Genomic DNA, 22,169 nt, shown 5'->3' on the forward strand with positions numbered 1-22,169 from the left:
GGTTGCATATTTATATCGCAGATGATAAAATATTACTGTATACATTCAGAAGGTGGAACAGATGAATAACCTCAAAAACGTACTCGTTCTCTTCGGCGGAAGGTCGACAGAATACCACATCTCGCTGCTTTCGGCGGCGTTCGTGCTGGACGGTTTCCCGCGCGACAGATACAATCCCGTGCCCGTCGGCATCGCGCACGAGGGCGACTGGCTGCTCTACAGAGGAAGCACCGACAAGCTCCGCGATCAGAGCTGGATAAACGACGAGGGCAACCTGCCCGTCAATCTCTCAATGTCAAGCGCGAAGCCCGGTCTCATCACCGCGGACGGCGAATACATACGCATCGACGCTGCGTTCCCGATACTGCACGGCTCGGGCGGCGAAGACGGCTCCGCCGCAGGCTTGCTCGATCTCGCGGGGATCCCCTGCGTCGGCTGCGGCGTAGGCGCGTCCGCCGTCTGCATGGATAAGTATTACGCCAACTGCGTTATGGACCGCGTCGGCATTCCTCACGCGAAGTGGGATTCCTTCACGCTCTCCGAGTGGCGCGCCGATACCGGCATAACGAAGCGCCTTATCGACAAGCTCGGCCTGCCGGTCTTCGTCAAGCCGTCCAACGGCGGCTCCTCCGTCGGCGTCATCTGCGCGAAGGACGAGACCGCGCTCGCCGCCGCGATTGAAACGGGCTTCACCTATAACGAACGCGTCGTCTGCGAAGAGGCGATAGACGGCATGGAGATCGAGGTCGGCGTGCTGGGCGATCCGCCCCGCGCCTCCGTCTGCGGTCAGGTGCCGAACACCGGCGACCTTTACGGCTACGCCTCCAAGTATTTCGACGGCACCGAGGTCATCGTGCCCGCGCTCATCCCGCAGGAAAAGGCGAATGAGGTACGCGCTCTCGCCGTCCGCGCCTTCACCGCGCTCGGCTGCAAGGGCATGACGCGCGTCGACTTCTTCATCAGGCGCGGCGGTCAGGTCATAGTCAACGAGCTGAACACCATCCCCGGCTTCACGAGCGCGAGTATGTATCCGCGTATGTGGACCGCCGCGGGCGTTCCGCTTGCGGAGCAGATAACCGAGATAATCGAAGAGGGACTCCGCCGCGAGAGACCAAAATACGACTTCCCCGACCCGATGGGCGAATAAACGACAGGAGAAACTGATGGACGACAGAGCTATCGGCGTGTTTGACTCCGGCATCGGCGGCCTGACGGTCGCAGCGGAGATAAAGAAGCTCCTCCCGAACGAAAAGATAATATACTTCGGCGATACCGCGCGCGTGCCTTACGGCACTCGCGGCGACGGGATAATCAGGGAATACGCGCGGCAGGACTGCCGCTTTCTGATGAAGCGTTCCGTCAAGGCCGTCGTCGCCGCCTGCGGCACCGTCAGCTCGGTCGCGCTCGACGCTGTCGCCGCCGAAGCGGACGTGCCCGTCTACGGCGTAACGGAGCCGGCGGCGAAGTACGCCGCGGAGAAGTATCCGCGCGGACGCGTCGGCGTCATCGGCACCCCCGCCACCGTAGAAAGCGGCAGCTTCGCGAAGCTGATAAAGCGCTTCGCGCCGGAGTGCGAGGTCGTTTCGGCTGCCTGCCCGCTCTTCGTGCCGCTGGTCGAGAGCGGAATGCTCGGGGGCCCCGCGGTGGAGCTTATCGCGAAGGATTATATCCTTCCGCTCGGCAGTCCGGACGCGCTCATCCTCGGCTGCACCCACTTCCCGCTGCTCGCTCCCGTCATCTCGCGGCTGCTGCCGGATACGGAGCTTATCAGCACCGGCGAATGCCTCGCGCGGCGTCTCGCTTCCGAGCTTGAGGCCGGCGCCGGCGGCGCGGACGAGTATTACGTCAGCGACATCGGCAGAGGAACACGCGAGCTTGCCTGCCGCATAATGGGCGGCGAGGTCGAGCTCATCACCGCTTCGGCGGAATAACTTACCCTTAAGGAACACCTATGAAAAACGATTACATACTCACCCTTACCGGCGCCCAGAACTGGGACGGCGACACGGATACGACGGAAATGCGTACCGACTGCTCGCTCTCGGCGGAGGACGGCGGCTACGTCATAAGATACGAGGAGATCGCGCCCTTCGGCGACAAGGTCACCACGGAGTTTTCCGTCCGCGGAGACGTCGTCACGATGCAGCGCGGCGCGGACGAGGCGGGCAAGATGGTCTTCGAGAAGGGCCTTCGCCACACCTGCTGGTACTCCACGCCGGTCGGCCCGTTCATGGTCGGCATCTGCACGCAGTCCGTCGAGTCGGAGCTTTCCGGCGAAGGCGGCTTCATCGACCTCGGCTACACGATAGACATAAACTCCGCTCTGCGCGCGCAGAACAGGATAAGCATAAAGCTCAGAAAGGCTGAAAGAGACAATGAACGCAATTTCAAAAGCTGAAGCGCAGGCGGTATCGCTTATAAACTCCGCGGCGGCGCAGGCGTTCCCGGAAGCGGCGGAGCTGCCGGCGTTCTCCGTCGAGAAGCCCGCCAATGCCGCGTTCGGCGACCTCTCTGTCAACGCCGCGATGGTGTGGGCGAGGGCGCTGCACGCGTCTCCCCGCGACATAGCCGCGAAGCTGATAGAGAAGTCCGATTTATCGGACACGTTTTTTGATACCATAACGGTTGCCGGAGCCGGCTTCATAAACTTCACCTACTCGCCCGCGTTCTTCCGCGCGGTGCTTGCCGAGGCGCTCACGCAGGGCGCCGGCTACGGCAGGAGCGAGCGTATGAAAGGGCAGAAAATAATGGTGGAGTTCGTCTCCGCCAACCCGACCGGCCCGATGCACATCGGCAACGCCAGAGGCGGAGCCGCCGGCGACGTGCTTGCGGAGCTGCTTTCGCGTTGCGGCGCGGAGGTGACGCGCGAGTTTTACGTCAACGATTCTGGCAATCAGATCGAGCGCTTCGGGCTCTCGCTTGAGGCGCGCTACCTTCAGCATTTCGGGCAGGACGTTCCGGTGCCGGAGGACGGCTACCACGGCGACGACATCACCGCGCGCGCCGGGGAGTATATCGCGCTTCACGGCGACGACGTGCTGAACGCCGAGCCGCAGCTGCGCCGCGACGCGCTCGTCGCATACGCGCTCGAGAAGAACATCGACCAGATACGCGAAACGCTCCACGGCTACCGCATCGACTACGACGTGTGGTTCCGCGAAAGCTCGCTTTACCGCGACAAGATAACCGACAAGGTCATTTCGATACTGACCGAAAAGGGCCTTACCTATGAGAAGGACGGCGCCCTCTGGTACGCCGCCTCCCGCCATTCGCCCGAGGACTGCCCGGAGGACAAGCGTCTGAAGGACGAGGTGCTCATCCGCACGAACGGCAACTGCACCTACTTCGCCGCCGACGCGGCTTACCACTACAACAAGTTCGCCCTGCGCGGCTTCGACAAGGTCATCAACGTCTGGGGCGCCGACCACCACGGCCACATCGCGCGTCTGAAGTACATCCTCGACGACCTCGGCCTGAACGGCAGCGAAAACCTCGAGGTCGTGCTCATCCAGCTCGTGCGGCTGATGCAGGACGGCAAGCCGGTGAAAATGTCCAAGCGCACCGGCAAGGCGATATCGCTTTCCGACCTGCTCGAAGAGACCTCCGTCGACGCGGCGCGCTTCTTCTTCAATATGAAGACGCCGGCGACGGGCATGGATTTCGACCTCGACCTCGCGATCGAGCAGTCGGCGCAGAACCCGATATTCTACGTGCAGTACGCACACGCGCGCATATGCAGCCTGCTCGCCACCCTCGCGGGCGACGGCTACGTCCTCGCGGAAGGCGAAGTCCCCGCGGCGGACGGACTGACCAGCCCGGAGGAAAAGGCGCTGCTGATGCTGCTCGCGGAGTTCCCGACCGTCATATTCGACGGCGCGGAGAGCCGCGACCCGTCCGGCGTGACCCACTACGCGACGCAGCTCGCGTCCGCGTTCCACAGCTTCTACAACGCCCACCGCATCCGCAGCGGCGAGAAGGAGCTGATACTCCCGCGCCTCGCGCTCGTCACGGCGGTGCGGCAGGTGCTTGCCAACGCGCTCGACATCCTCAAGGTCGACGCGCCGGAGAAAATGTGAGGACGATATGAAACAAACCCCTATGATACTTGACGGCGGCAGCGGCGCCTGTCTGATACAGGCGGGAATGCCCGCCGGCGTCTGCCCGGAAAAGTGGGCGCTCGACAACCCCGCCGCGCTGACGCAGCTCCAGCAGAACTACGTCGCCGCCGGCAGCGACGCCGTCTACAGCTTCACCTTCGGCGGCAACGCCGTGAAGCTTGCCGCGCACGGACTTGAAGGCGAGTGCGAGCGGCTCAACGAGGAGCTCGTGAAGCTCTCGAAGAACGCCGTCGGCTCCGCCGCGCTCGTCGGAGGCGATATCGGCCCGACCGGACTGCTGCCCAAGCCCTTCGGCGACGCGGATTTCGACGCGCTCTACTCCGTCTTCGCGCAGCAGGCGAAGGCGCTCGAACGCGGCGGCGCGGACTTCATCGCCGTTGAGACGATGATGTCGCTGACCGAAGTCAAGGCCGCGGTGCTCGCCGCGAAGGCTTCCACCGACCTGCCCGTCTACGCCTCGATAACCTGCGGCTCCAACGGCCGCACGCTGACCGGCTGCGCGCCTTCGGCGGCGCTCGTGACGCTGCAGGCGAACGGCGCGGACGCCTTCGGGCTCAACTGCTCGCTCCCGCCGGAGCAGATGTACGCGCTTTTCCCCGAGCTGATAAAGCTCGCGAAGATACCGCTGACCGCCAAACCGAACGGGGAGTACCCCGACTCCGACGGCGTCAGGCACAGCGTCGCGCCGGAGGCGTTCGCCGCCGATATGAAGCGGCTTGCCGAACTGGGCGTCGCCGCGATGGGCGGCTGCTGCGGCTCGACTCCGGAGCACATTTCCGCGCTCTCCGCCGCCGTCTGCGACGTCGAGATAGAGACGGCGCAGGGCGAGGGTGAATACCTCGCGCTCGAGCGTCAGATATATCCGCTGCCGTCCGCTGAGGAGCTCGCCGCCTGCGGAGTTTACTCCGCGATGTCGCTGCTCGACGCGGTGGACGCGGGCGAGAAGATCATCCGCGTCAGGATCGACTCGCCTTCGGACGCGGAAACGCTCTCCGATATGCTGCTTTACGCGAACGCGCCGGTCTCGGTCGTCGCTTCGGACGTCGAATCCGCGCTCCGCGCCGCGGGCATATGCCCCGCGAGATTCCTGCTCGATCCGTCGGGCACGGTCTCTTCGCAGGAGGCCGCGCAACTCACGCGCCGGCTCTTCGCTGCGATAGCGTAAATAAAAACACCGAATATACAAAAGAAGGGAATGGTAGGAATGATTAACGCGGATTTCTCGCAGAAGTTCGGCAAAGAAGCGCTCACGTTCGACGACGTTCTGCTTATACCCGCCAAATCCGAGGTGGTGCCGAAGGAGGTCAGCGTTTCTACGCGTCTGACCAACGCCATCCGCCTGAACACGCCGCTTATCAGCGCGGCGATGGACACCGTCACCGAGGCGCGTATGGCGATAGCCATGGCGCGTGAGGGCGGCATAGGCATAATTCATAAGAATATGACGATCGAGGAGCAGGCGGACGAGGTCGACAAGGTGAAGCGCAGTGAAAACGGCGTCATCGTCAACCCGTTCTACCTCTCTCCCGACCATTACGTTTACGACGCGGACGAGCTTATGGCGAAGTTCCGCATCTCCGGCGTGCCCATCGTCAAGGCGGGCAAGCTCGTCGGCATAATCACCAACCGCGACCTTAAGTTCCTGAAGAACTACAATATGCGCATCGAGGAGGTCATGACGAAGGATAACCTCATCACCGCGCCCGTCGGCACGACTCTCGAGCAGGCGCAGGAGATCCTCTGCGCACACAAGGTCGAGAAGCTGCCCCTCGTCGACGAGAAGGGCAGACTCAAGGGACTTATCACGATAAAGGACATCGAGAAAGCGGTGCAGTACCCGAACTCCGCGAGAGATTCGCAGGGCAGACTGCTCTGCGGCGCGGCGATCGGCGTTACCGCGGACGTGCTCGACCGCGCCCGCGCGCTTATCGAAGCGGGCGTAGACGTGCTCGTGCTCGACTCCGCGCACGGCCACTCCAAGGGCATTCTCGAATGCGTCGGCAAGGTCAAGGAAGCCTTCCCCGACTGCCAGCTCATCGCCGGCAACGTCGCCACCGCCGAAGGCACCGAGGACCTCATCAAAGCGGGCGCCGACTGCGTCAAGATCGGCATCGGCCCCGGCTCGATATGCACCACTCGCGTCGTCGCGGGCATCGGCGTTCCGCAGATCACCGCGATCTACGATTCCGCCTGCGCCGCCGCGAAATACGATATCCCCGTCATCGCCGACGGCGGCATCAAATACTCCGGCGACGTCGTCAAGGCGCTCGCGGCGGGCGCGTCCGTCGTAATGATCGGCTCGCTGCTCGCGGGCTGCGACGAGAGCCCCGGCGAGAGCGAAGTCTTCCAGGGCAGACGCTTCAAGGTCTACCGCGGCATGGGCAGTATGGCGGCGATGTCGAAGGGCAGCTCCGACCGCTACTTCCAGCAGGGCTCCACGAAGCTCGTGCCGGAGGGCGTCGAGGGCCGCGTTCCCTACAAGGGACCCGTCGCGGACACCGTCTTCCAGCTCATCGGCGGCGTGAAGGCCGGCATGGGCTACTGCGGCTGCAAGGATATCCCCGCGCTGCACAGCGACAGCCGCTTCGTCCGCATCACCGGAGCGGGCCTCAAAGAGAGCCATCCCCACGATATTTATCTGACCAAGGAAGCGCCTAACTATTCGGTCAATCCGCAATAAGTGATATTAAGAAGGAGGAAGAATATAAATGGATAAGAATCAGGCGTTGAAATACACTCTCGAGCAGATCGAGAAGAAGTGCGGCAAGGGAGCCGTAATGAAGCTGGGCGACGCGCCCGCGATGAACGTTGAAGCCATTTCCACCGGCTCGCTCGGGCTGGATCTTGCGCTCGGCGTCGGCGGAATGCCCCGCGGCAGAATAATAGAGATATACGGACCGGAATCCTCCGGCAAAACGACTCTGGCGCTGCACGTCATCGCCTCCGCGCAGAAGGCGGGCGGCGAAGCGGCGTTCATCGACGCGGAGCACGCGCTCGATCCCGTTTACGCCAAGGCGCTGGGAGTCGACACCGACAACCTCCTCGTTTCTCAGCCGGACTACGGCGAGCAGGCGCTCGAGATCGCCGAAATGCTCGTCCGCAGCGGCGCGATCGACGTCATCGTCGTCGACTCCGTCGCCGCGCTCGTTCCCCGCGCCGAGATAGAGGGAGATATGGGCGACGCGCACATGGCGGTGCAGGCGAGGCTTATGTCTCAGGCGCTCCGCAAGCTCGCCGGCGTCATTTCCAAGACGAACACGATACTCATTTTCATCAATCAGCTGCGCTCTAAGGTCGGCGTGGTCTACGGCAACCCCGAGGTCACGACCGGCGGCGCCGCGCTGAAATACTACTCCACCGTCCGCATAGACATCCGCCGTGCCGAGCAGATAAAGAACGGGCTCGAGCTCGTCGGAGCGCACACGAAGGTGAAGGTAGTCAAGAACAAGGTCGCCCCGCCGTTCCGCAACGCGGAGTTCGACATACTCTACGGCAAGGGAATCTCCAAGGAGAGCGAGCTTGTCGATATCGGCGTGCGCGTCGGCGTAGTCGAAAAGAGCGGCACGTGGTTCTCCTATAACGGCGCCCGCATCGGCCAGGGCAAGGACAACGCGAGGATATTCTTCGTCGAGCATCCCGATATGGCCGCCGAGGTCGAAGCGAAGATCCGCGAGAAGATCCTCGAGGGGGCTTCTCCCGCGGCGGAGGAGTCCAAAGCGCCGCTGGCTCCCGTTTCCGGCGGGATCGGAGCCGGCGTTGAAGAAGAGTAATCAATGATATGAGAGTCTCTCTCAAACGCCTCGGCAAAAAGCCGTTTTTCGCCGTGCTGACCGAGGAGGGCGAGCCGCTCGGGCTCGTCGACTTCGAGGGCAAGGGGCGGCTGCGGCTTTCCGACGGCTGCGAAGCGGACGGGACGGAGCTCGAGGCGGAGATTGCGGAGAGCGAGAAGCGCATAGCGCGCTCTCACGCTTACTTCCTGCTTTCGCGGCGGGACTACTCCACAGGCGAGCTGATAAAGAAACTGACCGAGCTGCCCGTGAGCGAAAAAGCGGCGGAACACGCTGCGGCGCATCTTACCGAGCTCGGCTACGTTCGCGACGGCGAATACGCCGCGCGCGTCGCCGCGCACTACGCGGCGGCGGGCAGCGGACCGCTGAAGGTCTCCGCGGAGCTGCGGCGGCGCGGCTTCGATTCCGCGACGGCGGAGGAGGCGCTGGCGGCGCTCGAGGAGAGCTTCGACTATCCCGAAAGCGCCCGCGCCGAAGCGGAAAAGAAATTCGGCCCGCTCGGCGAGCTTTCATGGGAGCAAAAAGGGAAGATAACCGCGTTCCTCGCCCGCAGGGGCTTTACCTACGACCAGATAAGCCGCGCGCTCGGATGACCGCGCCGGCTGAATAATCCGCAAAAGGTGATACTATGAACCTTCCGAACAAGCTGACGGTACTCAGAGTCATAATGATACCGATATTCGTCGCGGTGATATTCGTCACGGCGATACCGTACCGTTTTCTCATAGCCGCCGCGATTTTCGCGATCGCGTCGCTGACAGACCTGCTGGACGGGAAGATCGCGCGCAAGCGCGGACTCGTGACCGACTTCGGCAAGCTGCTCGACCCGCTCGCCGACAAGGTCTTCGTTACCGCGGCGCTGTTCTGTATTATATGCGTGACGGAGGATCCGACGTGGCGGATGCTGCTGACGATAGCGACGATAATAATCGTCGCGCGCGAATTCCTCGTCACGTCGCTGCGCCTGCTCGTCGCGAGCAGGGGAGTCGTCGTACCCGCCGCCTATATGGGCAAGGTGAAAACGACGCTTCAGATGATAGCGATAATCTGCATCCTGCTCGAAACGCAGTTCGCCTGCGAATTGAGGGGGCTGATGTGCTTCGAGCACTGGATCGGATACATAACGCTCGCCGCGGCGGTCGTCGCGACGATAATTTCGGGCTGGCAGTACGTTGCCGCCTACGGTTCGTATCTTGACCCCGAGAAATAAGGGGTTGGATATATAAGTAATTTTGCTTCCACGGAAGCGGAAGAGGAGCTGACAACATGGCACAGAAAATCAGAACGGCGATAATCGGCACCGGCGGTATCGCCAACGGCAAACACCTCAAGGGCCTCAGAGCAGTCAAGGACGTCGAGGTCGTCGCGATCTGCGACATCATCCCCGAGAGAATGACCGAAACGAAGCAGAGATATCCCGAGATCGCGGGCGCTGCCGAGTACGTCGACTACAAAGAGCTGCTGAAGGACGAGAGCATCGACTGCGTACACGTCTGCACGCCGAACCGTTCTCACGCGTTCATCACCATCGACGCGCTGAACGCCGGCAAGCACGTCATCTGCGAGAAGCCCATGGCGACCTCCTATGAGGAAGCGGTCGCGATGTGCGAAGCGGCGAAGAAGAACGGCAAGCTGCTGACCATCGGCTATCAGAACAGACAGACCAAGGAGCAGATCTACGCTCACAAGCGCATCGAGAACGGCGAGCTCGGCGAGATCTACTTCGCCCGCGCCCACGCGCTGCGCCGCAGAGCGATCCCGAACTGGGGCGTTTTCCTCAAGGAAGACGAGCAGGGCGGCGGACCGCTGATCGACATCGGCACCCACGCGCTCGATCTGACGCTGTGGCATATGAATAACTACCGTCCCGTCATGGCGGTCGGCCAGACCTTCAAGAAGATCTGCCGCGACGGCAAGAACACCGGCAACATCTGGGGCGGCTTCGACGCCTCCGAATTCACCGTCGAAGATTCCGCGTTCGGCTTCGTCAAGATGGAGAACGGCGCGGTCATCAGCATCGACGCCTCCTGGGCGCTCAATATGCTCGACACGCGCGAAGCGATCTGCACCCTTTGCGGAACGAAGGGCGGCATCGACTTCACCGACGGCGTCCGCATCAACAAGGTCGTCAACGACGCCATGACGATCGAGAAGCCCGACCTCAGCGAGGGCGGCGTCGCCTACTACGACGGCTTCGCGGGCTTCGGCCCGGACGAGGCGGAGTCCAACACCTTCTACGGCGCGGTACGCGGCGAGAACGAGCTGCTGGTCAAGCCGGAACAGGCCGCGGTCGTCACCCGCATCCTCGAGGGCATCTATAAGTCCGCGGAGACCGGAAAGCCCGTCTTCTTCACCTACGACGACTAAAGCGAGGTAGAGATATGTATCTTGGCATTATCGGATGGTTTGATGAAAACAGCTTCCGCAACGCGGCGGAAAAGGGCATCTCCGCGCTCGAGTTCGATATCAACGACAACTACAGAGTTCCCGAGTTCACCGCCGCCGTTCCGCAGATAAACGAGTGGATAAAGAAGTACGGCGTTTCAGTCGCCGCCGTCGGTCAGTGGGGGACCGAGCGTCTCCTGCCCGACAGGACGCTGAACGAGGCGCAGATCGAGATCGAGAAGGAGCTGATGCGCTCCGCCGCCGCCGTCGGCTGCGGCGTTTACATCACCGGCTGCAACCGCGGAAAGAGTCTCTGGGACGACGACGCCGACTTCGCCGCCGCGGCGAAGTATATGCGCCGCCTTGTCGAATACGGCAACGAGATCGGCGTAAAGGTCTGCCTCTACAACTGCGACTGGAACAACTTCCTCGACAATTCCGGCGCGTGGGGCAGGATCATTCCCGAAGTTCCCGGCCTCGGCATCAAGTTCGACCCGTCGCACGCCGTCGTTCACGGCAGGGACTGGCGCGAGGAGATGCGCAAGTGGGCGAAGCATTTCTATCACGTCCACGTCAAGGGAACGCTCTATCTCGGCGATAACTGCTGGGACTTCCCGCCCGCGGGGCTCGACGATTTCGACTGGCATTCCTTCATGGGCTATCTCTACGCCGGCGGCTACAACGGCTGCGTTTCGCTGGAGCCGCACTCATACATATGGCAGGGCGAGCTCGGCGAGAAGGGCATACAGTACACCGTCGATTACATCAAGCCGATGCTTCTCTGATTTTCCGCAAAAGTAATAAAAACGCCTCCCGCGAGGGAGGCGTTTTTGCTTACTTGAGAAGGGTAGAAGGGATTTGAACCCTTACGCCGTCATGATCGCGAGCAGGCAGACGCGCTCGCCGGTGGAACCCTTGTTCTTTTCCGATGACATATATATCTCTATCGTATGCGCCGCGTATTCGCTGCCGGCGTAGACGGTGGCGTATCCGGCGCAGTTTTCGGCGCCGTCGATGTAGTCGCATTCGAGGGTCGCGGCGTGCGCGCCGTCGACGTAGACCTCCATACGCCCGCCGGTGCGGTCGGTAACGCGCCAGTACATCAGCGTGATATACTGCGCGTCCGCCTGATATACGAGCGGGGCGCCGCCCGGCGTCGCGCATTCCCAGCCGGCGCGGTCGAAGATATCGTAGCGCAGGCCGTAGCGGACGAAGCTGCCGAAGCTGACCGGGCGCTTGTAGTTCGTGAAGAGCCAGCCGTTCATATAGCGGCAGGGGGTGAGCCCGACGGCGGGTACGGGGATATCCGCGTCCGTGTTTATCTTATCCAGTTGGCGGCGCACGTTTTCGAGGAAGTTCGCGACCAGCTCGCCGAAGAGCGCGTGTCCGTTCAGCCCGAGGTTGAAGCCGTCGTCCGTCAGCGAGGAGAAGAAGAACTTGCCGTCCGCAAGCTCCTGCGCGACGGCGTGGCGCAGGCTTATCACCGGGCAGCCGTAGGCGCGCGCGATCTCAAGCTCGGTTTCGAAGTCGGAGTTGCAGGAGGCGTCCATCGTGCAGAGTATCACGACGGCGATCGGCTTTTCGGCGGTGAGCAGCCGCCGCACGACGACCTCGAAGGTCTCTCTCGCCTCGGGGTTTTTCATATCCGCGACCGAGTAATCGAGAAAAACGACGTCCGCTCCGTCGTTTATGAGGTTTCGCCCTACGTCGTGCGCTCCGTAGCGGGAGTCGCTGCCGGAAACGCCCCTGAAGAGGAAGTTGAAATTATCGCTGCCGTACGCGTCGGCGAACCAGCGCCGTATCGCAAACGGGTAGGCGTCCTTCATGTATTCGACGCCCTCGCCCGCCATGGCTCCGCTGCCGCAGAAGCCTACGGTAACGGGCGACCTGTCGATCGACGGGTCGGGGCGGGAAGCGGCCGGCGCGCTGTCTTCGCTCGAGAAGTACGGCGCGGTCTCCTCTGCGGCGAAAGCGGCTTCGCAGCGTTTGAGCAGACGGGCGAGCCGTATCAGATTGCCGGCGTAGAGCGTGCCGCCCGCGATGCGCTCGGAAGTCAGATGCTCCGCGGAGCTGACCGAACGCGCGCGCAGCTCGATGCTCGTCAGCGGCGCGTCGCTCAGGCGGTCGCCGTTGACGTCATAAAGCGGCTCGTACTCCGCGTCCGGAGTCTCCACCGCTTCGTTGGAGCCGAAATCGAGCCTGCCGCTCTCGGGATGAAATATCCCGTCGAGCCAGCTGCAGCCCGAGAGATTTGCCAGCGACAGAGCGAGCGCCGCAAGTATTATTATTGTAACGATTCGTTTCACGGCGTTCACCTCCCGCTGTGTCTGCCTGTAAAAGATTATACCCCGTCGCCGCCTCAAAGTCAACCGGTTTGGAGTTTCAAAGGCCGCTTTTCGTCCGTTTGGAATAAATTACATATGAAAGTATATAAAAAACTTTTTGAAAATATCACGCATTCGTAATAATATCACAATCCGACAAGAAAAGCGCCGTTTTTGGAAATATAATAATAATACCTATAATGTGCAACTATGGGTAGTTGTCTCCGTTTTCCCGCGGAGACAGAGAAATCCTGATTCCGGAGGTCAAATTATGATTAAGAGATCGATCAAAAAATCGGTCGCGGTCGCGGTGCTTGCCGGGCTTATTATGACCATGTTCACGGCGGTCATACCGATGCTCGCTTCCGCCGCGCAGGACTGGGGCATTGAAAACGTGCAGTTAAAAGCCCTCCTGAGCTGGACCGACGGGGACCTTGCGAACGTCTCCGCTACGAACGCGACTCTTTCCTTCGACATAGGAAGAAAGCCTTCCGTCGCCACAAGCGGTACGACTAAGAGGGATCCCGAGAAGAGCCTTCTGATCACCGCGGTCGAAGACGGCGACGCCGCTTTTTCGAACTTTGACGCGGACGGCAACCCCGTCGCCGCTGATTTCACCAACCGCTACAACGAGGATAAGAACGTCAAGGACTTCACCATCGTCTCTCCCGACGGCGGCGAATTCGAGGGTATCTGCCTTTGGGTGAATACCAACGTGCTCGGTACGGACGCGGTGAACTGCTGGCTTGAGATCGTCCTTTCCGACGGCGATAAGAAGGCCGTTATGAAGGACGCTGCGACCGTCGGAGCTCTCGGCTCCGTTGCGGACGGCGGCGACTACATGTACTTCAAGTTCAGCGACTTCAACGTCGACGAAGGCTTCAGCCCGATCGCGTTCTCGCGTATGGACGTGATTCTTCACGGCGCGAAGAAGGGGAATCAGCTGCTCATCAGCGACTTCCGTCTGTTCAACTTCTCGCAGTCCTACCTTGACGCCATGGAAGCCGTCAACGCTCTCTACGGACCCGAGGAATACGAAACCGCCGCGTATGAGAATTTCACCTCCGCCTACGAGGCCTATATCAAGGAAACGCTGAACGGCAAAAAGGCGAGCGTCAACACCAAGAAGGACGCCCTTGACGCGGCTATCGCAGAGCTCGGAAAGAAGCAGCTGAAGCTGTTTGACATCAAGGGCTTCCGCGCTTACAAGACCGAGGACATAGACGAGATGTACGAGCAGCTTTACTGCAACGCCTCGCTCATCACGAATAACCACAAGGACTACGTTTACGACTACGACGACGTCGAGGACGTTTACAGTCTCGAATACAACTCCACCACGAAGCAGTGGGAGCGCGTCGCCGGTCCCAACGCTTCCATGAAGCTGCTCAAGCTCGTCTGCACCGAGGTCGAGGGCTGGATGGAGTTTATGAACTACGACCGCGAAGAGAAGCTGGAAGACGGTCAGCCTATCCCGATCAACGACGACTTCTTCGGAAAGGATATGAGCGGTTACACCGGCCTGCGCTTCTATATGAATTTCCGCAACATCCCCGAGAGCTACGCCAAGTCGGTCGACGTTATCATCGGCACCTACGGGCAGGAGCCCAATCAGATCTTCACCTCGCATATGGAACTCCCGGATAACGAAGAGATGAAGAAGAGAAACTACAGCGGCTACTATGAAGTGCCGTTCTCCTCCTTCGATAATCAGGAACTGCTCCCCGAATATATGGATAAGCTCGACACCTTCGGTCTGAGGTTCAACGACATCACAAACGGCGTCGAGGTCGCGATCACCGACGTCAAGGCGTACATCTACGTTGACACGAAGGCGCAGAAGGCGAAGCTTGTCAATCTCATTGAAGACATCGAGAACGAATACGAAGAGAGCTTCTGGTCCAGACAGTCCTGGGCGAAGCTGATCGAAGAAAAGAACGCCGCGCTCAAGATCGCGGGTACCAAGGACGTCACTCAGGAAGCGATCGACGCCGAATACGAGAAACTTTCCGCCGCGGTCGCAAACCTCAAGAAGCCGCAGTACGCGCTGCTCCGCTTCCCCGGCTTCGCGCCGTGGACCGCCGACCAGCTCAAGCAGATGGTCAACAACGGCGGTAACTTCTCGATCACGAGAGACCAGGCGTATCTCGCCAAGGATGAGAACGGCAACGACGTCACCGACGCCGGCCTGCTTATCGAGTACAAGTCCGGCGCGATCCAGCTTTACAGCTACTCCAACGCGAACTCCGGCGAGACTGCCGAGTATAAGCGCCTCGAGGCCGTAACGACGCCGTTCGGCGGCAGAAACGCCACCGGTTACGACGGCATCCGCGTTTACCTCTATATGCCTAAGGGCGGCGCGCCCACGCGTATGTCGATGACGATCGGCAACTGCAACGCGTTCATGCCGATACTGACGGCGACCTGCACGGTCGACACGTCGGATATGAAGGAGAGCGGATACGTCTACTTCCCCTTCAACGCCTTCAAGCTTTCCAAGAACGATCTGTCGCTCGACTATGAGTTCCTGGATTATTTCGCTATCAACATTCAGGGCAGCTATCTTGTTCAGGAAGCGTTCTACTGCCTGTCCGATATAGCGGCGTATAAGATCCTCGACGACGAAGGCAACCCGCTCGACGGCGACCTGCCCGGAGCCGAGGCTCCCGTGTCGCTGCTGCCGACGATAGCCGTCAGCCTGCTTGCGTTCGCCGCGTGCATGCTGATGATGACCAAAAAGGCCTCCCGCGCTAAGCGCAGCGGTCGCTGAGCGCGTGTCGGGAAAAGGAGGAACTGACTTATGAAAAAGATACTTACGTTCATACTCGTGATTTCCCTGGTCGGAGCGCTTTTCACCGGGCTCTTCCCGATAGGAGCGTCCGCTGAAGGCGAAGACGAGCCGTATTACGAAGCCTTCGTTTCCACGAAGCTCACTGGCTTCCTCGCCTGGGGCACGATCGAGAAGACCGACGAAATGCCGGTCGGTATGACGATGGGCAACGGCGGCAGCATCAACAACAGCGATACCGGCGTTTTCACCATCTATCCGAAGAAGGCGACGAAGGATAATATCTTCACCGCGCTTTCTCCGCTTGCGGACGGCTCGCTCGACGAAACCGTCACCGCTCTTGCCGGCAACCCCCTCTCGCTTCCGGACGGCGGCGGCACTGACCTCTCCGCTTTCGACGGCATTCGCGTACAGCTCAATTCAAAGAGCATCACGCAGAACATCACGCTGACCATCGGCGCTCAGCACACCGATCACGACTTCACCGCCAGCGTCAAGTTCAAGTACGCCGACAGAGAAGCCAACAACAACATTTACGTCTTCTTCGACATCCCCGAGGATGAGGAGGAGCGGAAGAACTACAAGTATTTCGTAAACAGCGAAGACAGCACGGTCGGCATTACCGACGAACAGCTCGCCGAAGTCAACTACATCTCCGTAGACGTCGGCAGAACGACCGTCAACACCGGATTCCTTACCATGACCGACCTTGCCTGCTTCAGCAAAGAAGGCGGCGTATCCTATACGAAGATAATGGCCGACGGCGCTACGAAGCGCTGGGCCGAGTACACCTCCAGCTCGTGGAAGACCTTCAAGAAGGTCTACGACCAGGCGAAGGCCGCCACCAGCGCGACTCAGAAGGAAAAGTTTGCCACTCAGCTCAAGGAAGCCATAGACCAGCTCGTTCCGCTGACCATTTCGAGCGTGGGACTGCCCGGCTTCGATAACTGGACGGCGGAAGATCTCGCCAAGTCGTACACAAGCAACGGTACTCCGACGCTTATCTCCAACAAGGATAACCCCGAGGAGTACGAAAAGTTCGGCGCGGCGCTCTCCGATGAAGATATCGCGCAGGGCAAGGAAAAGAAGATGATCAAGGTCGTCGGCAAGAGCAAGGAGAACTCGGTCATATTCCAGAACTTCCGCCCCAACACCACCAGCTTTACCAGAATGCCGTCCGATATTTTCGGAGCCAAGTCGCATACCGGCTACACCGGCATACGCTTCTACGTATCCTCTCCCGACTACGGCAAGTTCAAGAGATACGACAGTATGACCAAGACGACCACCGGTTTCAAGATCACCCTCGGCGGCAACGCCAACATAACGACCGCCTGCGAGCAGAGGATAACCATTGACGGCGCGGGCAAGGGCGATCCCTACGTCATCACCTTCGACGGCCCCGGTTACGTTTACGTTCCGTTCTCCGAGCTTACCGGCGAGGAGAAGATGCCCAACCCCGGCTACATCTTCCAGTTTGAAGTCGTAATGCCCGACGACGGCGCGACCTTCTATCTCTCCGGATTCGAGTATTACAAGAAGGAGACCAACGACAACGCGGTCAGCCTTTCCGAGCTTGCTCAGCTGATAGGCGAGGCGCAGAACGTCGATGAGTACGAATACAGCGCCGCCTCTATGAAGGCGCTCGACCGCGCGCTGCTTTCCGCGCAGACCACCTTCAACTCCTCCTCCGCCGAGGTCGAGGACGTCGACGCCGCCTGCAAGAAGCTCCGCACCGCGCTTGACGGACTTGAAAAGGGCGAGGTAAAGTACGTCAACCTCAACTCCTTCAAGAGCTGGGACAACATCACCGGCAACCCCGGTATCACCCTTGAGAACGCGGTCGCGAGCGTCACCGAAGACAAAGCGTTCATCAGCACCGAGTCGGATTTCGGGATTCGGTTCAAGCTGAACCGCGGCAAGACCAACTTCTCCTTCTCGAACTACAACGGCAACGCCGTTTACAACAACCCCTTCGGCAGCGAGTACAAGTACATCTCCGGCATCCGTATGTACGTCGTCGTTGAGAAGGAAGAGTACGCCAGCGGCAAATACCTGCAGCTCGCTCTGAGCAACGTCAACTACACCTGGGAGAGCTCGGCGACGAACTCCACCAAGACCTACCACGGACCCGACTGGTACTACTGGCAGATCTCCGACATGGAGCTCGCTGAGAAGTATTCCGAGCTGAAGGTCCCCACCGCCTCCTTTGAGGAGCAGCTCGAGAACGAGCAGGCGATAATGAGCGGCAGTCATCCGATGATCCCCGCGCCCGACGCCTTCACGCTGTCGGTCAACGTTTCCGGCTCCACCTCAATCTACGTCTCCGACCTGCAGGCGTACCAGAAGCTCGACGCCGACGGCAACCCCGAGGGCATGAACAGAAACTCCAAGACGGGCGATACAGGCAGAAACATGACTCTGACCTTCGCGTTCTCCGTCGCGGCGCTCATCTCCGGATGCGGCCTCGTGCTGACGAATAAGAAAAGCAAAAAGCGTGCGTAACGCTTAAACGGACGAATCCGGCTGAAGCATGTCTTCAGCCGGATTTTGTTTGCCGTATTCAGCAGCGCATACGGAAAAAGCCGCCGTAAAACGGCGGCAATTTCCGGAAAGGAGCCAATGACTATGAAAAGCAACAACAGCGAAATCAAAACGCCCGAATTCAAAGCGGGCAGATACAGACACTTCAAGGGCGGGGAATACCGCGCCCTTTTCGTCGCGAAAAACTCCGAAACGCTCGAGGACGAGGTCGTCTATCAGGCGCTTTACGGCGAGGGCGGCTACTGGGTGAGACCGCTCTCGATGTGGAACGAGACCGTCGAGCGCGACGGAAAGACCTTCAAGCGTTTTACCTATATAGGCGAATAGCGCGTCAGAACTCGTCTTCGAATTCCTCAAACTCGTCAAACTCATCAAGTACGTCGAGTTTGTTGCGTTCCTCTTCCTCTTCGTCGAGCATCATCTCGAAAAGGATAAAATCTTCGAAGTCAAACCCGTCGCCGTTTCCGAAAAAGAAACCCATGGAATTATCCTCCTTAAACCGTTTGTCAGAACGGCAGCTTGCCGTCCGGACCGAAAAAGAAATCGTCGTAATCTTCCGTATCGGAGCCGTCCCCGGAGTCCGGATCGAAATCGTCATCCTCGCCGTCCGCGCCGCAGTCGAGCGCGTCGAGCAGCTCGCCGAATATGGCGTTCAGCCGCTCCGTCAGTTCTTCCCTTTCGGCCTCGCTTTCGCGCGCGCGGCCGAAAGCGCGGTCGGCGTTGCGGGTGAACCTCCTGAACGCGCCGCGCGTTTCCGAAGGGCCGTTGACGTCGTTGAACAAATCTTCAAGCAGGTCGTGCCTGTCGACCAGCTCGGAAAAATCGGCGTCGTCATCCGTATCCAGGACGTCGTTGTAATAAGTGAGGATCCCGTAGATCAGCATATTTGCCGCCGCGCGGCAGGAATCCTCGGTGTAGCGCACGCGTTTTCCGTTCTCATCATTCTTTCTTATCATAATTCAACCTCCATATAAAAATCTATTTGCCGAAGATGAGATCGATGAACCAATAAACCATAATAGCAATCGCAACGAACTTCCAGAAGCCGTAGGAGCAGCCGGGACATCCGCCTCGCGGCGGATCGCTGCGCGAAAACCGTTCCGTTTGCTCCATTTCCCACATTTCGTCAATACTGTCGTCTATGTCGCGAAAGTCCATATCCCGCCCCCGTTCATCCGTCCTGCCTATTTTACGCGTATATGATAGCGCATACGGTGTCCCATAAACAGGACTTTACAGGTTTTTTTGAAATAAAGCAAAAAATAACGACCGCTCGTGCGGCCGTTATTCGTTTCAATGGGATTGCGCGGGTTACTGCTGGGGCGTCTGCTGTTTGTTTTGTGCGGAGTAATAGACGTTCTGCGCGATGTTGGAAACGCGGTTGAGCATTTCCTCGTTGGACTGCTTGAGCTCCGAGACGTTGTCGACCATATCGCCGAAGCCGTAGAGCATGAAGCTCGATACCCACGCGAGCAGGGGGAGCAGCACGAGCAGGATGATGCCGGCGATGATCAGAGCCATGCCGCTGACGAAGCTGGTGGAGCCGTTGCTGCTGACGGTAATGCCGCTTCCAGCGGCGCCGACGGCGATAAGGGAGAGTCCGGAGATGATGCCGCCGATTATGCCGATCCAGCATACCACCTTCGCGAGCGTTTTGATTTTCTTGCCGATGTTGTTGAACATTCTGATTTCCTCCTTATTGATTATTATTCACTGAAACGGTTATTTCCGTGTTGCGAACTCGAGTATATCTGCGGTCGCTTCGCCGCGGCAGGTGTCGTTGAGTATCTCGTGGCGGCAGTTTTCGTAGAGCTTCATCTCGACCTGCGCGCCCTCCGCCTTCAGCATATCGTAAACCGCGGTAACGCCCTTGCCGTAGTCGCCGACGGGGTCTTCGGAACCGGATACGAGCAGTATCGGCAGGGATTTATCTATATTTCTGAACCACTTTTTGGCGTTGCAGAAGGAAGTCAGGCGCATCAGGTCCTGATACGCGCTGACCGTGAAGCGGAAGGTGCAGAACTTATCCTGCGAGTAGGTCGCGCGGACGCCTGCGTCCTTCGTCAGCCAGCTGCGCGGGTCGTTTTCGCCGGCGAAGCGGTCGTTATACTTACCGAAGGCGAGCTTTTCCGCGAGGCCGGAATAGGCGTGTCCGCCCTTAAAGAACTTCATCATTCCCATCATCGCGGCGCCTGCCTTCGCGGCGGGATTCGGGCCGCCGGTGCCCATTACGACGAGGCGGTCGGGGATAAACGTCGTCTCGGCCGCGGTGCGGACTATGAAAGAGCCCATGCTGTGTCCGAGCAGGACGTAACGCAGACCGTCGCCGTACTCCTTCTTCATCGCGTCTGCGAATTCGGCGACGTCCTGCGCGAGCAGCTTCCAGCCGTTTTTCTTCGCGATATAGCCGAGCTCGGAGTCGTCCTTCGCGGTGCGGCCGTGCCCGAGGTGGTCGTAGCCGAAGCAGACGAAGCCGGCTTCCGCGGCGGCGCGCATGAAGGCGTCGTAGCGCCCGATGTGCTCGGTCATCCCGTGCACGACGTGAAAAAGCCCCTTAGTTTCGCCTTCCGGCAGATAGACCTTGCCGGCAAGCTCGTGGATCCCGTCGCATGACGGGACTTTTTTCTCTATAACGCTGATCATATCATGCCTCCCGTTTTATCGGTTTGAAACCGGGTATATCAGTTTTTATCGAACGAACGGCACGCGGCTACGGCGCGTTTCCAGCCGTCGAGCAGGCGCGAACGTTCGTCTTCGCTCATGGCGGGGGAGTATCGCGTTCCGCTGCCGAGTTTTTCCTTGATTGCGGAGCGGTCGCGCCACACTCCGGCAGCGAGTCCCGCGAGCAGTGCCGCGCCGAGCGCGGTCGCCTCCGGCGACGGCGGGAGCAGTACGTCCACGCCGGATATGTCCGCCTGGAACTGCATCAGGAAGCGGTTCTGCGAAGCGCCTCCGTCCGCCTTCAGGCAGGTCAGCGGAAGGCCGGCTTCGCGAAGCACGCGGATGAGGTCGTCCGTCTGGTAGGCGATGGATTCGAGCGCGGCTCGGCAGAGCACGGCGCCGTCGGTGCCGCGGGTCAAGCCGAAGAGCGCGCCGCGCGCCCGCATATCCCAGTAAGGCGCGCCGAGCCCGACGAACGCGGGCACGAGGTAGACGCCTCCGTTATCCGGCACGCTGAACGCGAGTTTTTCGCTGTCCGCGGATTGTTCGATCACGCGCAGCTCGTCGCGGAGCCACTGTATCGCCGCGCCTCCGACGAAGATGCTGCCCTCGATCGCGAACTGCCGCGGAGCGCCCTTTTCGCCCGCGGCGGCGGTGACGATGAGGCCGTTTTTCACGTCCGGCCGCGTCTCGCCGACGTTGGCGAGCAGGAAGCAGCCGGTGCCGTAGGTGTTCTTCGCCTCGCCGGATTCGAAGCAGCCCTGCCCGAAGAGCGCGGACTGCTGATCGCCCGCGATGCCGCAGACGGGCACCTGCGTTCCCATAACGTCGGTATAGCCGTAGACCTCGCCGCTGCTGCGCACTTCCGGCAGTATGCAGGCGGGTATGTCGAGCGCTTGGAGCAGTCCTTCGTCCCAGCGGTCGGCTGAAATATCATATAGCATCGTGCGCGAAGCGTTTGTGCGGTCGGTGGCGTGCACCTTGCCGCCGGTGAGCTTCCAGAGCAGCCAGCAGTCGACGGTGCCGAAGAGCAGCTCGCCGCGCTCCGCGCGTTCACGGGCGCGGGGAACGTTGTCGAGTATCCATTTGAGCTTGGTGCCGCTGAAATAGGCGTCTATGCGCAGTCCGGTCTTCTCCGCGACGTAGTCGCCGAGCCCCTCCGCCTGCAGCCTTTCGCAGACGTCCGCCGTGCGGCGGCACTGCCATACGATCGCGTTGCAGACCGGCTCGCCTGTGCGTTTGTCCCAGACTACGGTGGTTTCGCGCTGGTTCGTGATTCCGACGGCGGCGATGTCGTCGGGGGAGACTCCGCTTTTCGCGACGCACTCCGTCATAGAGGCATACTGCTTTGCGTATATCTCCACCGCGTCGTGCTCTACCCAGCCGGCGCGGGGATAGATCTGAGTGAATTCGTGCTGCGCTATCGCGACCGCGCGGCATTCCTCGTCGAAGAGGACAGCGCGTGCGCTTGTCGTGCCTTCGTCGAGCGCGAGAACGTATTTCATCATACGGCACCGCCTTTCATAATAATAATTGTAGCATATAATACGGAAAAACGCAA

21 protein-coding genes are annotated in these 22,169 nt (G+C 60.2%); 14 read left to right on the forward strand and 7 right to left on the reverse strand.

The features are described 5' to 3' along the window. Positions 1-61 precede the first annotated feature (61 nt). From J5441_01905 to J5441_01955, 11 genes are read left to right on the forward strand one after another with little or no spacing between them, the layout of a single operon-like run. The gene (locus J5441_01905; protein ID MBO4933908.1) at positions 62-1,147 is read left to right on the forward strand and encodes a D-alanine--D-alanine ligase; all 1,086 of its coding nucleotides are present in this window, start codon (positions 62-64) and stop codon (positions 1,145-1,147) included. Between the two features lie 16 nt (positions 1,148-1,163). After that, positions 1,164-1,931 carry a glutamate racemase gene (gene murI, locus J5441_01910; protein MBO4933909.1) on the forward strand — a complete coding sequence of 256 codons (768 nt, stop codon included), beginning with the start codon at positions 1,164-1,166 and terminating at the stop codon, positions 1,929-1,931. Positions 1,932-1,951: 20 nt separating this feature from the next. Continuing rightward, complete coding sequence (locus tag J5441_01915; protein ID MBO4933910.1) at positions 1,952-2,398, forward strand: DUF1934 domain-containing protein; 447 nt, start codon at positions 1,952-1,954, stop codon at positions 2,396-2,398. Then, positions 2,376-4,076 (forward strand): arginine--tRNA ligase, encoded by a 1,701-nt coding sequence (locus J5441_01920; GenBank protein ID MBO4933911.1) that lies wholly within the window; start codon positions 2,376-2,378, stop codon positions 4,074-4,076. The genes J5441_01915 and J5441_01920 overlap by 23 nt, the downstream gene beginning before the upstream one ends. 7 nt (positions 4,077-4,083) lie before the next feature. Then, complete coding sequence (locus J5441_01925; protein ID MBO4933912.1) at positions 4,084-5,283, forward strand: homocysteine S-methyltransferase family protein; 1,200 nt, start codon at positions 4,084-4,086, stop codon at positions 5,281-5,283. 39 nt (positions 5,284-5,322) lie between these two features. After that, complete coding sequence (gene guaB, locus J5441_01930) at positions 5,323-6,798, forward strand: IMP dehydrogenase (GenBank protein ID MBO4933913.1); 1,476 nt, start codon at positions 5,323-5,325, stop codon at positions 6,796-6,798. 28 nt (positions 6,799-6,826) lie between these two features. Continuing rightward, positions 6,827-7,888: a recombinase RecA gene (gene recA / locus J5441_01935; GenBank protein MBO4933914.1), complete on the forward strand. Its 1,062-nt coding sequence runs from the start codon at positions 6,827-6,829 to the stop codon at positions 7,886-7,888. Positions 7,889-7,896: 8 nt separating this feature from the next. Next, positions 7,897-8,499, forward strand: coding sequence for a RecX family transcriptional regulator (locus J5441_01940; GenBank protein MBO4933915.1), 603 nt, complete (start codon positions 7,897-7,899; stop codon positions 8,497-8,499). A 35-nt stretch (positions 8,500-8,534) separates the two neighbouring features. Continuing rightward, on the forward strand, positions 8,535-9,116 hold the full coding sequence (gene pgsA, locus J5441_01945) for a CDP-diacylglycerol--glycerol-3-phosphate 3-phosphatidyltransferase (protein ID MBO4933916.1): 582 nt from the start codon (positions 8,535-8,537) through the stop codon (positions 9,114-9,116). A gap of 56 nt (positions 9,117-9,172) precedes the next feature. Further along, complete coding sequence (locus J5441_01950; protein ID MBO4933917.1) at positions 9,173-10,273, forward strand: Gfo/Idh/MocA family oxidoreductase; 1,101 nt, start codon at positions 9,173-9,175, stop codon at positions 10,271-10,273. Positions 10,274-10,287: 14 nt separating this feature from the next. Beyond that, on the forward strand, positions 10,288-11,076 hold the full coding sequence (locus tag J5441_01955) for a sugar phosphate isomerase/epimerase (GenBank protein MBO4933918.1): 789 nt from the start codon (positions 10,288-10,290) through the stop codon (positions 11,074-11,076). An 81-nt stretch (positions 11,077-11,157) separates the two neighbouring features. Here the strand turns inward: J5441_01955 and J5441_01960 are convergent, their stop codons facing one another. Further along, positions 11,158-12,597 carry an SGNH/GDSL hydrolase family protein gene (locus tag J5441_01960; protein MBO4933919.1) on the reverse strand — a complete coding sequence of 480 codons (1,440 nt, stop codon included), beginning with the start codon at positions 12,595-12,597 and terminating at the stop codon, positions 11,158-11,160. 289 nt (positions 12,598-12,886) lie between these two features. On the opposite strand from J5441_01960, the gene J5441_01965 reads away from it, so the two are divergent. From J5441_01965 to J5441_01975, 3 genes are all read left to right on the forward strand, one after another. After that, positions 12,887-15,385 (forward strand): hypothetical protein, encoded by a 2,499-nt coding sequence (locus tag J5441_01965; GenBank protein ID MBO4933920.1) that lies wholly within the window; start codon positions 12,887-12,889, stop codon positions 15,383-15,385. 30 nt (positions 15,386-15,415) lie between these two features. Beyond that, complete coding sequence (locus tag J5441_01970; protein MBO4933921.1) at positions 15,416-17,908, forward strand: hypothetical protein; 2,493 nt, start codon at positions 15,416-15,418, stop codon at positions 17,906-17,908. A gap of 123 nt (positions 17,909-18,031) precedes the next feature. Next, positions 18,032-18,274, forward strand: a complete 243-nt coding sequence (locus J5441_01975; GenBank protein ID MBO4933922.1) for a DUF1653 domain-containing protein — start codon at positions 18,032-18,034, stop codon at positions 18,272-18,274. Positions 18,275-18,278: 4 nt separating this feature from the next. On the opposite strand, the gene J5441_01980 is transcribed toward J5441_01975, so the two are convergent. The 6 genes from J5441_01980 to glpK form a co-directional block, all read right to left on the reverse strand. After that, positions 18,279-18,428 carry a hypothetical protein gene (locus tag J5441_01980; GenBank protein MBO4933923.1) on the reverse strand — a complete coding sequence of 50 codons (150 nt, stop codon included), beginning with the start codon at positions 18,426-18,428 and terminating at the stop codon, positions 18,279-18,281. Between the two features lie 25 nt (positions 18,429-18,453). Next, positions 18,454-18,903, reverse strand: a complete 450-nt coding sequence (locus tag J5441_01985) for a hypothetical protein (GenBank protein MBO4933924.1) — start codon at positions 18,901-18,903, stop codon at positions 18,454-18,456. Positions 18,904-18,925: 22 nt separating this feature from the next. Next, entirely contained in the window at positions 18,926-19,105 is a 180-nt protein-coding gene (locus tag J5441_01990; GenBank protein ID MBO4933925.1) for a hypothetical protein, read from the reverse strand. 153 nt (positions 19,106-19,258) lie between these two features. Next, a complete protein-coding gene (locus tag J5441_01995) occupies positions 19,259-19,630 on the reverse strand; it encodes a hypothetical protein (GenBank protein MBO4933926.1) in 372 nt (123 codons plus the stop codon). A 39-nt stretch (positions 19,631-19,669) separates the two neighbouring features. After that, positions 19,670-20,590 (reverse strand): alpha/beta fold hydrolase, encoded by a 921-nt coding sequence (locus J5441_02000; GenBank protein MBO4933927.1) that lies wholly within the window; start codon positions 20,588-20,590, stop codon positions 19,670-19,672. Positions 20,591-20,628: 38 nt separating this feature from the next. Continuing rightward, positions 20,629-22,116, reverse strand: a complete 1,488-nt coding sequence (gene glpK, locus J5441_02005) for a glycerol kinase GlpK (protein MBO4933928.1) — start codon at positions 22,114-22,116, stop codon at positions 20,629-20,631. Between the last annotated feature and the right edge of the window lie 53 nt (positions 22,117-22,169).

It is taken from the genome of Clostridia bacterium (assembly GCA_017620395.1).
GTDB lineage: Bacteria > Bacillota > Clostridia > Oscillospirales > RGIG8002 > RGIG8002.